Source organism: Nonomuraea longispora, assembly GCF_004348345.1.
Lineage (GTDB): Bacteria > Actinomycetota > Actinomycetes > Streptosporangiales > Streptosporangiaceae > Nonomuraea > Nonomuraea longispora.
Genome location: NZ_SMJZ01000031.1, coordinates 42138 through 53296, shown reverse-complemented (window position 1 = coordinate 53296; position 11159 = coordinate 42138). Strand labels below are relative to the sequence as shown.

Below are 11159 nucleotides of genomic sequence, written 5' to 3'. Positions count from 1 at the left end.
ACCCCCGGACGGCACGTCCGTCACCCCGGCCGGACCAGAATCCCCCACTCCGGGCGACACCCCCGGCGACACCTTCGACGCCCGTCCGGCCACCGGCCAGGGTGAGGCCGGAGAGGTCCCCAGACCCAGGGACGGCGACGCCGGCGAGCCGTCCGACGGCACGGAGCCGCGCCACGAAGCCCCCGGCCGGCAGGACCGGACCACCACCAGGCCACGTGGCGAAGACGGGGAACACGGGGACGACACCCGCCCGCGCGACTAGACCGCCGTGACAGGGCCACGGGATGCCGCAGGCCATCGGGCCGTGATGATGACAGCGGATGGCCGGACACGGAGTACCCTCGTCACCCGTGACGCGTTCTCCCCTGACCACCCCGCCGCAGGGCGCGGCCGCGCCCGCGGCGCACCCTGAGGCGCCACCGCCGGAGGTCATCGGGATGTCCGTCTACCTGTTCCGCAAGCCTTATGCGACGGGACGCCTGGATACCGACTATCTCCTCCCCGTCCCCGTGGGCACGACACTCCACCTGCGTGCCTGGTGCAACGGCATCGCGGGCAGAAAGGCGTACCTTGAGGCTGAGGGGCGGATCGGCGCCACCGGCGGACCGGTCGCCGTCCGCGCGGCAGCGCTGTTCATCGAGGTGAACATGGAACACTTCGCCAAGCACGGCGATCTGGCCGCGGTCGCCGCCGAACACGACTACGAGGTGAACCCTTGACCAACGCAGGTGCGGGCCCCGAGGTCCTCATCCACCGGCTCGACGACGGTCTGCCGATGCCGTCCTACGCCCACCCGGGTGACGCGGGCGCGGACCTCTACGCGGTGCGGGACGTCGAGCTGATGCCGGGCGAGCGGGCCGTCGTCGGCACGGGAGTGGCGATCGCCCTTCCCGACGGATACGCGGCGTTCGTTCACCCGCGGTCGGGGCTCGCGTCACGGCACGGTGTCACCCTGGTCAACGCGCCCGGCACGGTCGACGCCGGATACCGCGGCGAGATCAAGGTGACGCTGATCAACACCGACGCCAAGGAGCCGTTCCGCCTCCAGCGGGGCGACCGGATGGCGCAGCTCGTGGTGCAGCGGGTGGAGCGCGCGGCCTTCTACGAGGTCGAACGCCTGCCCGGTTCGGTGCGCGGCGCCAACGGGTTCGGATCGACAGGACGTTGACCGGCGGGCCGCGCCCGCGGCCCTTCGACATGGCGGGCCGCCAGGCGGCCCGGTGAGCAAGGAGAGTGAGGAACGTGTTCCGACGTCGTCGTCGTGAGCAGCCGGAACAGGCGACCGAGCAGGAGGCTGCCGCGCCCACCCGAGAGTCCGGCCCGTGGGACGCCGACGAGCCCCACCCCGACACGGACAGGATCGACCTCGGCGGCCTGCGGCTGCCGCACAATTCCGACTTCGACGTACGGCTGGCGTCGGTCGGCGACCAGCACGTCGGCGTCGTGGCCTTGTACGAAGACAGCTCGCTGCAGTTGCAGGCCCTGGCCGCGCCCCGCAGCTCGGGGTTGTGGGACGAGGTGAAGGCCAAGATCCGGGCCCAGGCCAAGCACCTGGAGGAGCAGGAGGGCCCATTCGGCAGCGAGCTGACCGGCGAGATGAAGGTCGACGGCGCCGCCAGGCCGGCCCGCTACCTCGGCATCGACGGGCCGCGCTGGTTCCTGCTCGCGGTGATCTCCGGCAAGGCGGCCACCGACGAGACGATCGCGACGGCGTACATCGACTTCATCAAGGACGTCGTGGTCGTGCGGGGCGATGAGCCGATGGCCCGCGAGGAGCCGATCCCGCTGCGCCGGCCCAGCGATCCGGGTGCCGAGCAGCAGGAGGACGAGCAGGGGTTCAACCCGTTCAGGAGAGGGCCGGAAATCAGTGAGATTCGCTGACGGCTGACATCACATAGGCTGGCTCCATCATGAGTACGGCAGAGCCCCGGAAACGCAGGGGATTGCGCGGGTTCCTGACTCGGCTGGCGTCGTCCCAGTCCGAGATCGAGGCCCAGGAGCTGCGGGAGGACGCCGATGAGGTCGGCGCCACCCCCATCGCCTCGTGTGGCGGGCGCCGGCGCTTCTGCGTGGCGGGTACGCTACGTACGGTGACACTGCGCCCGAGGGGCGGTGCTCCCGCGCTCGAGGCCGAGCTCTACGACGGGTCGGACGTGATCGACCTGGTCTGGCTCGGCCGTCGCAAGATCGCGGGCATCGAGCCCGGCCGCACGGTCAAGGCCGAGGGCCTGGTCAGCATGCAGGACGGGCGCAAGGTGATGTTCAATCCGCGTTACGAGCTGCGCCCAGGGAGTTGATCGAGTGAGTGCCGAGGCAGAAGAGGTCGCCCACGACACGGTTGAGGCGGCGGTGCGAGCCCAGCTCGCCAAGGCCTTCGGCGGAGTGCGCGGCATCATCGAGGCGGCGGTCCCGACGATCGCCTTCACGGTGTCCTGGATCACCACCGAAGACCTGAAGCTGTCGCTGATCATCAGCGTCGCCCTGTCGGTCCTGCTGCTGGTGGCGCGGATCGTGCAGCGGTCCACGCCGCAGTTCGTGATCAACAGCCTGATCGGCATCGCGATCGGCGCGTTCTTCGCCAGCCGCACGGGCGACGCGAAAGACTACTTCCTGCCCGGCATCCTCTGGAACGCCACCTACATGGTCGCCATGCTGGTGTCGATCGTCACGCGCTGGCCGGTCGTCGGGTTCCTGATCGGCTCGGTCACGGGCGACCCGACGGCCTGGCACAAGGATCCGGGCGTCGTGCGTCTCTGCTCCCGGCTGACGTGGCTGCTCATGTTGCCGTGCGCGGTGCGGGTGGCCGTGCAGGGGCCGGTCTACCTGTTCGGGGGCGGCGACCAGGCGGTGGCGGCGCTCGGCTTCGCCAAGATCGTGATGGGCTGGCCGCTCCAGGTGGCCGCGTTCGCCGCGATGTTGTGGGTGCTGGGGCGCGGCCGCACCCCGATCAAGCCGGTCGCGCCGGCCTGACCCGCTCTCCCGGGAGGACGTGGTTCCATGGTGGACGCCGTGGTGGACGCCGTGGTGGGCCCGCGTGTGCGGGCCGCGGCAGGTCCTGATCCGGCTGCGGGCTGTGCGGCATGAACCATCCCTCGATCCGGCAGGTCTCCACCGAGGTCATCTATTCCAACACCTGGATGACGCTGCGCGAGGACGAGATCGAGCGGCCCGACGGGTCGCGCGGCGTCTACGGTTACCTGGAGCGGCCCAACGCCGTGCTGGTGATCCCGCTGGAGGACGACGGGTTCCATCTCGTCGAGGAATACCGTTATCCGATGCGGCGGCGCTCGTGGAGCTTTCCGCAGGGGTTCGCGCCCGCGCCCACGCTCGAGGAGGCGGCACGTCAGGAGCTCGAACAGGAGACCGGATTATGTCCTGCCGCTCTCACGCTGCTCGGCACCATCGACGTGGCGCACGCCATCAGCACCGAACGATCCAACGTCTACCTCGCGACGGGCCTTGAGCACGGCGCCAGCGCCCGCGAGCACAGTGAACAGGACATGCGCCAGCGCTGGGTGCCACGGGCCGAGTTCGAGCAGATGGTCCGCGCGGGCGCGGTCAGGGACGCCGGTTCGCTGGCCGCCTATACGTTGTTCCTGCTGTCGCGGGCGTGACCCTTGCCCGGAGCCGGTGCCTGTCCACGGGCCCCGCCCCTGGCTGCTCGTCCTAGCGTTCGATGCTCTCGCGGGCGGCGGCCACGGCGTGAAGGATGTCGAGCTGCCCGTCGCCGGTCGTGGCGAAGGGCGAGACGACGAGGGTCGTGGCCCCGCTCTTCAGATAGTCCCGCATCCGGTCGGCTATCCGGGTGACCGGGCCCAGCAGGGAGACACGGTCGACGAACCCGGCGGGTACGGCCGCCCGCGCCCCCTTGAGGTCGCCAGCGGCGTAGCGCTCGTGGACAGCGGCGGCCTCCTGACCGAAGCCCATCCGCCCGGCCAGCTTGCAGTAGAGGTTCCGCCTGCGATCGCCCATGCCGAGGAAGTGCGCGAAGTAGCCGCGCACCGCGTCCACGGCCTGCTCCGGGTCGTCGTTCACGGACACCGGCAGCCCGGGGAGCACCTCGAAGCCGTCGAGGTTCTTTCCGGCTCTGTTCCGGCCGGCCCGCAGGTGGTCCAGGGCCTGCGTGACCGATTCGGGGGTGCAGAAGACGCCCAGCCAGCCGTCGGAGACCTCGCCCGCCAGTTCCATGTTCCGCGGGCCGACCGCCGCCAGGTAGATGGGGATGCGCCGCCGGACCGGCTGGGTGAGCAGCGTGAAGGGCGTCGCGGTGCTCCCCGGGGGCGGCAGCTGGTAGTGCTCGCCTGCGTGGATGACCTGCTCGCGATTGAGGGCGCGTCGCACAATGTCCACATATTCGCGGGTACGTCCCAACGGTCGGTCGAACGGCACGCCGTACCAACCCTCGCTGATGTCGGGGTTGGAGACGCCCAGTCCCAGGCGGAAGCGTCCGTCGGACAGGGCGTCCAGCGTCGATGCCGTCAAGGCGGTGAGCGCCGGGGTCCGGCCTGGGATCTGGAACACACCGGACGCCAGGTCGATGGTCCGCGTGCGCATCGCCACCGTGCCGAGCACGGTGGCGGCGTCGGACCGGTACCCTTCGGGCGCGAGCGCGAGGTCGTAGCCGATCCGCTCGGCCTCCTGTGCCACCCGTACCGCGCTCTGGTAGGTGAGGTTCACACCGAGCCTCATGGCCATGGCTCCTTCCGGGGGCTGACCGGTAGCGGGGAAGGTCACACGGCTCAGGCGGGCCTGCCCTCGACGATGCCGTGCGGCGGAGCAGTCGGATGGATGCCGACCAACTCGAACCCGGAGACCTGCAGCAGCCGGCGCCACTCCTCAGCGGTGCGCTCGGCGCCCTTGTCGTTCACGAGCATGGCGAGGTCCATGAGCTTGCTGTAGTGCCATGCGTTCAACTCGGGCAGCACCCCGTCAATGATCAGCAGCCTCGCCTCCGGCTTGCCGCCGATCGCCTGGCGCACGCGGCGCAGGATGCCTGCGCACTCGGCGTCGCTCCAGTCGTGCATGATCGCCTTGAGGACGTACGCGTCGGCGCCGCTGGGGACGCTCTCGAAGAAGCTGCCCTCCTCACAGTGCACCCGTTCGCCCACACCCTCACGCGCGAGCAACTCGCGGGCGCCCTTGATGGCGGTGGGGATGTCGTACAGGATGCCGCGCACCGCCGGGTGGCGCCGCAGGATCGCCGAGAGCAGTTGCCCCTGCCCGCCACCGATGTCGGCGACCACCGGGAAACGGCCGAAATCGAAGGAGCCGGCGATGCGCGGAGCGCGGGCGTCGTTGAGCGCCGTCATGGACCCGTGGAACACCTCGGCGAATTCCGGCGCGTCCTGCTCGAGGTACTGGAACCAGGTCTTGCCCCCGCGCAGTTTCGGGCCCACGGCCTCGCCGGTGCGGACCGTGTCCATCACGTGGCCCCAGCAGTTCCACACGGTCGTCTCACCGTAGAAGTGGGCGAGGTTGCGCAGGCTCCCGGGGACGTCGCTGCGCAGGTATTGAGCCTTGGGCGTGAGCTCGAAACGGCCGTCGGGTCGCTCGGCGAACACCCCTACGGAGGCCGCCGCGCGCAGGAAACGGTAGAGCGTACGCTCGTGCGCCTCGGTGGCCCCGGCCAGGTCTTCCACGGTGCGCGGCCCGTCGGCCAGCAGGTCGGCGATGCCCAGGCGGGCGACCACGTGCAGCACGCCCGTGATCCACTTGCCCGCCAGCATCAGCAGGACCTGCTCCTGGTCGGGACGGTCGTCGCTGTACGGCGGCGTGCTGAGCGCCATGGGCGAGGGCTCGTTCGTCATGTTCCCTCCATCGGGTGCCGAAGGTCTCCTCGTCGAGGACACCGGAGCTGTTGGGACCGGTGCCGTCGTGATGCTGACAGTCACCGCTGGAGATCTGGTGGTTACCGGATAGAGCCGTCCTCACCACCGCTCGGGAAGGGAGGCGTGCCGCGGTCCTGCGGCCAGCAAGGCTCGACCGAGCTTGGAGAACGGGTTGCCACACTCGCCTGATGACGGTTCGGACGAGGAGGCGGGATATGTCTGACCAGGCGCGTTGGCGGCGTGCGTACGACGTGGTGACCAGGTGGTTGACCGAGGGGCTGGTGCTGACCGGGTTCGCTTTCCTTGATCCGCCGGCTGCGGACCGGGCGCTGTTCGAAGACCAGCGAGGCTCGAGTGATCGCAGAGGCGGCGGTCCTAACCTCCCAGACACTCCCGGGAGGAGACGTCCAGAACAGGCTGGGGGTCACGGGGTGGATTCACGTTGGAGGGTCAGTGGCTAAGACGATCGATCGTCGTAGGCTCTTGTCGAGGAGCGCGGTCCTCGCGCCCGCCGCGGGACTGGCGGCGCTGCTCAGCGCCGACGTGGCGGACGCGGACATCGAAGGGCGGGCGCACTCCCTCATCGGCACCTGGCACGTGGACATCGTGTTCCCCGGGCCCAACCCGCCGGAGAAGGGGCTCTTCCTGTTCACCAACGCGGGGCTGGTCATCTGCACCAACACCCGGATCAGAGATCTCGGGCTGGGCAAGTGGACGGCACGCGCCTCGTCCCGCTTCGACTTCACCTTCAGGCACCACATGTTCATGCCTGACGGCACCTGGGTGGGCACCCTGGACATCGCTCATTCAGGCTCCGTGACACAGAACACCTTCTCGTCGTCGGGAACCGGCACGGTCTACGACACGAGCGGGAACCAGACCGAGACGATCGAGTCCCGCACCACGGCGGTGCGTTACTGATCGCCGCCCCCGGCCGATCCCGGCCCGCGAGGCCGGGATCGGCCGCACCCATGCCCGGAAACCGGACCCTGGCTTCCGGAGCCGGCCCGGAACCGAACCCCGGGCCGGCAGGGCGCCTAGTTGCCTCCGGCGACGTGCACCACGCTGCCCGTGACGTTGCCGTTGACGGTGGAGGCGAAGTACAGGACGAGCCCGGCTATGTCGTCGGGCGTGGAGATGTGGCCGGCCGGTCTGCCCTTGTTGAGAGCGCGCTTGATCTGCTCCGGTGACTTGCCGGCCAGATCCTTGCCGAACTCCTCCGGGACCCGGGCGAGGAAGCCGCGCGTGACGGTGGGGCCCGGCGCCACGACGTTGACGAGGATTCCCTGCGGCGCGAGCTCGGTCGCCAGCGTCCTGCTCAGCCCGTGCAGAGCCATCTTGCTCGCGACGAACGCCTCGTCACCGGCGGCCCCGCGCTGGACGATGTTGGCCGAGATGAACACGATGCGCCCCCACCCCTGCTTCTTCATCCAGGGGAGGGCCGCCTGCACGGTGTGGAAGGAGCCCTCGACGTCGGCACGCAGGAACGGCTGCCACTCCTCGACGGGGACGTCCTCGAAGGCGACGGGATGCACTTTCGTACCCGGGATGGCCGAGGCGTTGACGATGACCACGTCCACGCCACCCCACTCTGTGGCGACGGCGTCGAAGGCGGCGTGAATGGAGCCGCGATCCGTCAGGTCGTACCGGACGGTGGTCGCTTTGCCACCCAGGGCCCGCACGTCCTCCGCCACCCGGTACGCGCCGGGCTCGTTGCGGTGGTAGGTGACGGCCACACTGGCGCCTTCTGCGGCGAACGCGCGCGCGAGGTGGCCGCCGATCGAGCCGCTGCCACCCGTGATCAGGACGACTTTGCCGGCGAGGCCGAGATCCATGAACCACTCCCTGACGATCGACGGGCGAACGAGTTGGATGTCGAGTCACGCTAAGGAGCTTCGCTCGCAGAATGCTCGAATAGCGGTCGATGACGCCGCTCCGGGCGGGCCGCGTCATCGTCCGGCCTTCGAGGGGGAGCTGTCAGGGTCTGGAGGACCGGATCCCGACACGACAGGAGGCGTCGGTCCATGCGCGTGCTGTTCACAGGGTGGGCCTGGCCCTCGCACCTGTATCCCATGGTCCCTCTGGCCTGGGCCTGCCTGGCGGCGGGGCACGAGGTACGCGTGGCCGTCCCGCCGGACGCCCAGGACGTGATCCTCCGAGCGGGCCTCACCCCCGTCAGCGTCGGCCGGGCGGTGGACGTGACGGGTGTCATACGCGGCTTCGTCAAAGGGCCGAAGACGGGCAGCGGACGGCCGTCACGCCCGGTGGCGGGCGACCCGTCGGCGCGGACGCCGCGTGCGCTGAGCATGTTCGTCGACCTGGCCGTGGCGATGGCCGACGACCTGGCGGCCTTCGCCCGCGACTGGAAGCCGGGCCTGGTCGTGTACGATCCCACCGCCTGGGCAGGCCCACTGGCGGCGGCGGCCGCCGGCGTGCCGGCGGTCCGTCACCTGTACGGCACGGACCTGCTCGTCCCGGCGAGGGACGCGATCATCAGGGCGCTGCAGCCCGTCGGTGACAAGCTCGGCGTCGGCCCGGTGGATCCCGTGGGCGCGCTGACCATCGACCCCTGCCCCGTCACGCTTCAGGGCCCGGTGCCCGGAACCAGGCGGCGGATGCGCTATCTGCCCTACCAGGGCGTGCACGACGGCGTCCCCGCCGAGCCGCCGGAACGACGGGACCGCCCCGTCGTCTGCGTGACCTGGGGGACGACGATGGCCAGGCTCGGCCATGAGTATTTCCTCGCCGGGCACGTGGCCCGCGCCCTGGCCGGCCTGGACGTGGAGGTCGTCCTGGCGATCGCCTCCGGGCAGCGCGCCCTGCTCGGACCGCTGCCACCTGGCGTACGGGTGGTGGAGTCGGTCCCGCTCCGCCTGCTCACGCGCGGCGCCGACCTGCTGGTGCACCACGGGGGAGCGGGCTCGATGCTCACCGGCCTGGTGACCGGGCTGCCACAGCTCGCGCTGCCGCAGCTCCCCGACCACATCGGACACGCCAGGCGGCTGGCGGCCACCGGCGCGGGGGCCGCCATGGAGCCGGCTGACGGTTTCGGCATGGCGGAGATCCGCGACACGGTCTCAGGCCTGCTCGCCTCAGCCGATCACGAACGTGCGGCCAGGCGTCTCGGCGTGGAGATGGCCGCGCACCCGGCCCCGGCGACTCTGGTCACCGAACTGGAGCAGCTGGCCGGGGCCCGTGACGGTGGCAGGGCAGCGGTATGAGCGCACCGGCATCAGGAAGGGCCCCCGCGCCGTCGTGCTGGACTGAAAGGAGACGCACATGCGCCGTACCTTGATCGTCGCCAGGATGGAGCCTGCCGACGCCGACTCGGTGGCGGACATCTTCGCCGACTCCGACGCCACGGAACTGCCAGGGCTGGTCGGCGTCACCCGTCGCACGCTCTTTCACTTCCACGACCTGTACTTCCATCTGGCCGAGGCGGAAACCGACGTTCCCTCGCGCGTGGACGAGGTGCGGCAGCACCGCCTGTTCCGGGACGTCAGCGACCGGCTGGCTCCGTACGTACTGCCCTACGACCCCAGCTGGCGTGGCCCGCGCGACGCGATGGCCACCCCGTTCTACGAATGGGAGAAAGGACAAGGTGGTCGGCGTGTCTGACACCGGTGTCGCGCCTTCCGAGGCGAGCCCGACGACGGACGAAGGACCTCTCAGCAAGGTCGGCCTGGCCGAGACAGTGGTGAACAGGCGCCGGGGTGGTGAGATCCGTGTGCTGCTGAGCCCCAAGACCACGCGGACCAGCTCCGGTTTCATGGGGGTGCTCACGCTCCAGCCCGGCGAGTACGTCTCCGAGCACTACCACCCGTACTCGGAGGAATTCCTTTATGTGTCCCGCGGGACGATGGTGGTGCGGATCGACGGCGACCAGGAGCTGGAACTCGCCGAGGGCGAGGGCATGGTGATCCCCAAGAACGCCCGGCACCGTGTGATGAACCGCGGCGGCGGAGAGGCGTTCGCGATCTTCATGATGTGCCCGCTCGCTCCGAGGCCGGACCTGGGCCATGTCGACACCGAGCCGTACCCGGAAGAGGCCGGCGAGGTGGAGCCGTGACGGGCGGACGGCGGGTGGTCATCACCGGCATCGGCACGGCGACCCCAGGGGGCATCGGGACCAAGGCCTTCTGGGAGCTGCTCATGGCGGGGCGGACGGCGACCCGGACGATCTCCCTCTTCGACCCCACGGGCTTCCGTTCCCGGGTTGCCGCCGAGTGTGACTTCGACCCGCGCGCGGAGGGGCTGTCGCCGCAGGAGGCCCGGAGGATGGACCGCGCCGCGCAGCTCGCGGTGATCTCCGCGAGGGAGGCGTGGCAGGACAGCGGGCTGGACGGGGAGAGTGTGCCGCCCGAGCGCCTCGCGGTCAGCGTGGGCAGCGCGGTCGGCAACACGATCAGCCTCGAGCAGGAGTACGTCGTGGCCAGCGACGGAGGCAGCCGATGGCAGGTCGACCACGCGTACGCCGTCCCGCACCTGTACGACTACCTGGTCCCCAGCACCCTGGCCGTCGAGGTGGCCTGGGCGTGCGGGGCGGAAGGACCCGTCTCGCTGACCTCGACCGGGTGCACGTCGGGGCTGGACGCCGTCGGACACGGCTACCACCTCATCCAGGAGCACGCCGCCGACGTCGCCGTGGTGGGCGCCACCGACGCCCCCATATCGCCGATCACCGTGGCGTGCTTCGACGCGATCAGGGCCACCACTCCCAGGAACGACGATCCCGAGCATGCGGCCCGCCCCTTCGACGCCAGCCGCAACGGTTTCGTGCTCGGCGAGGGCGCGGCGGTGATGGTGCTCGAAGACCGGGAGCTGGCGATCCGCCGGGGCGCCCACATCTACTGCGAGGTGGTGGGCTTCGCCGCCCGCGGCAACGCCTTCCACATGACCGGGCTCAAACCCGACGGCAGGGAGATGGCCGAGGCGATCAGGGCCGCGATGGACGAGGCCCGTTTCGCACCCGAGGACATCGACTACGTCAACGCGCACGGCTCGGGCACCAAGCAGAACGACCGCCACGAGACCGCCGCGTTCAAGCGCAGCCTCGGCCCGCGTGCCCACGAGGTGCCCGTGAGCTCGATCAAGTCGATGGTCGGTCACTCGCTGGGCGCCATCGGCTCCATCGAGGTCGCCGCGTGCGCGCTGGCGATCGAGCATCAGGCCGTCCCTCCCACGGCCAACCTGCGCAATCCCGACCCGGAGTGCGATCTGGACTACGTGCCGCTGGCCGCCCGGGAGCAGGTCGTGGAGGGCGTCCTGACGGTGGGCAGCGGGTTCGGCGGCTTCCAGACCGCGATGGTGCTCGCGCACCCCGGGAGGTGA

14 protein-coding genes and 1 pseudogene are annotated in these 11159 nt (G+C 70.4%); 12 read left to right on the top strand and 3 right to left on the bottom strand.

The window, feature by feature from the left end; genetic code table 11:
• From E1267_RS44215 to E1267_RS11260, 7 genes and pseudogenes are all read left to right on the top strand, one after another.
• Positions 1-262 (top strand): annotated as a pseudogene (locus tag E1267_RS44215) (hypothetical protein); the annotation flags it as partial.
• 88 nt (positions 263-350) lie between these two features.
• Complete coding sequence (locus tag E1267_RS11285; RefSeq protein WP_132332374.1) at positions 351-719, top strand: hypothetical protein; 369 nt, start codon at positions 351-353, stop codon at positions 717-719.
• Complete coding sequence (dut, locus tag E1267_RS11280) at positions 716-1168, top strand: dUTP diphosphatase (protein ID WP_132332373.1); 453 nt, start codon at positions 716-718, stop codon at positions 1166-1168. Before E1267_RS11285 ends, dut begins: the two co-directional genes overlap by 4 nt.
• 74 nt (positions 1169-1242) lie before the next feature.
• Positions 1243-1881: a DUF3710 domain-containing protein gene (locus tag E1267_RS11275; protein ID WP_132332372.1), complete on the top strand. Its 639-nt coding sequence runs from the start codon at positions 1243-1245 to the stop codon at positions 1879-1881.
• Positions 1882-1910: 29 nt separating this feature from the next.
• The gene (locus E1267_RS11270) at positions 1911-2297 is read left to right on the top strand and encodes an OB-fold nucleic acid binding domain-containing protein (protein WP_132332371.1); all 387 of its coding nucleotides are present in this window, start codon (positions 1911-1913) and stop codon (positions 2295-2297) included.
• 4 nt (positions 2298-2301) lie between these two features.
• Positions 2302-2970 (top strand): DUF3159 domain-containing protein, encoded by a 669-nt coding sequence (locus E1267_RS11265; protein ID WP_246063727.1) that lies wholly within the window; start codon positions 2302-2304, stop codon positions 2968-2970.
• 110 nt (positions 2971-3080) lie between these two features.
• Positions 3081-3614: an NUDIX domain-containing protein gene (locus E1267_RS11260; RefSeq protein WP_132332370.1), complete on the top strand. Its 534-nt coding sequence runs from the start codon at positions 3081-3083 to the stop codon at positions 3612-3614.
• Positions 3615-3666: 52 nt separating this feature from the next.
• Here the strand turns inward: E1267_RS11260 and E1267_RS11255 are convergent, their stop codons facing one another.
• Together E1267_RS11255 and E1267_RS11250 are read right to left on the bottom strand one after the other, a co-directional pair.
• The gene (locus E1267_RS11255; RefSeq protein ID WP_132332369.1) at positions 3667-4689 is read right to left on the bottom strand and encodes an LLM class flavin-dependent oxidoreductase; all 1023 of its coding nucleotides are present in this window, start codon (positions 4687-4689) and stop codon (positions 3667-3669) included.
• Positions 4690-4739: 50 nt separating this feature from the next.
• A complete protein-coding gene (locus E1267_RS11250; protein ID WP_132332368.1) occupies positions 4740-5807 on the bottom strand; it encodes a methyltransferase in 1068 nt (355 codons plus the stop codon).
• A 474-nt stretch (positions 5808-6281) separates the two neighbouring features.
• Between E1267_RS11250 and E1267_RS11245 the strand changes: the two genes are divergently transcribed.
• The gene (locus E1267_RS11245; protein ID WP_132332367.1) at positions 6282-6749 is read left to right on the top strand and encodes a hypothetical protein; all 468 of its coding nucleotides are present in this window, start codon (positions 6282-6284) and stop codon (positions 6747-6749) included.
• A gap of 116 nt (positions 6750-6865) precedes the next feature.
• Here the strand turns inward: E1267_RS11245 and E1267_RS11240 are convergent, their stop codons facing one another.
• Positions 6866-7663 (bottom strand): SDR family NAD(P)-dependent oxidoreductase, encoded by a 798-nt coding sequence (locus tag E1267_RS11240; protein ID WP_132332366.1) that lies wholly within the window; start codon positions 7661-7663, stop codon positions 6866-6868.
• 189 nt (positions 7664-7852) lie between these two features.
• Between E1267_RS11240 and E1267_RS11235 the strand changes: the two genes are divergently transcribed.
• Genes E1267_RS11235 through E1267_RS11220 form a run of 4 tightly spaced genes read left to right on the top strand, consistent with a single transcriptional unit; the run spans position 7853 to position 11159 of the window.
• Positions 7853-9049 (top strand): nucleotide disphospho-sugar-binding domain-containing protein, encoded by a 1197-nt coding sequence (locus E1267_RS11235; RefSeq protein WP_132332365.1) that lies wholly within the window; start codon positions 7853-7855, stop codon positions 9047-9049.
• A gap of 58 nt (positions 9050-9107) precedes the next feature.
• Positions 9108-9446, top strand: coding sequence for a TcmI family type II polyketide cyclase (locus tag E1267_RS11230; protein WP_132332364.1), 339 nt, complete (start codon positions 9108-9110; stop codon positions 9444-9446).
• The gene (locus tag E1267_RS11225; RefSeq protein WP_246063725.1) at positions 9439-9897 is read left to right on the top strand and encodes a cupin domain-containing protein; all 459 of its coding nucleotides are present in this window, start codon (positions 9439-9441) and stop codon (positions 9895-9897) included. The genes E1267_RS11230 and E1267_RS11225 overlap by 8 nt, the downstream gene beginning before the upstream one ends.
• Positions 9894-11159: a beta-ketoacyl-[acyl-carrier-protein] synthase family protein gene (locus E1267_RS11220; RefSeq protein WP_132332363.1), complete on the top strand. Its 1266-nt coding sequence runs from the start codon at positions 9894-9896 to the stop codon at positions 11157-11159. Before E1267_RS11225 ends, E1267_RS11220 begins: the two co-directional genes overlap by 4 nt.

Excerpts from the sequence above, each read along its gene's own strand:
- E1267_RS11270 (WP_132332371.1), top strand. The coding sequence starts at position 1,911 with ATGAGTACGGCAGAGCCCCGGAAACGCAGGGGATTGCGCGGGTTCCTG.
- E1267_RS11250 (WP_132332368.1), bottom strand. The coding sequence starts at position 5,807 with ATGACGAACGAGCCCTCGCCCATGGCGCTCAGCACGCCGCCGTACAGC.
- E1267_RS11235 (WP_132332365.1), top strand. The coding sequence starts at position 7,853 with ATGCGCGTGCTGTTCACAGGGTGGGCCTGGCCCTCGCACCTGTATCCC.
- E1267_RS11240 (WP_132332366.1), bottom strand. The coding sequence starts at position 7,663 with ATGGATCTCGGCCTCGCCGGCAAAGTCGTCCTGATCACGGGTGGCAGC.
- E1267_RS11255 (WP_132332369.1), bottom strand. The coding sequence starts at position 4,689 with ATGAGGCTCGGTGTGAACCTCACCTACCAGAGCGCGGTACGGGTGGCA.
- E1267_RS11230 (WP_132332364.1), top strand. The coding sequence starts at position 9,108 with ATGCGCCGTACCTTGATCGTCGCCAGGATGGAGCCTGCCGACGCCGAC.
- E1267_RS11260 (WP_132332370.1), top strand. The coding sequence starts at position 3,081 with ATGAACCATCCCTCGATCCGGCAGGTCTCCACCGAGGTCATCTATTCC.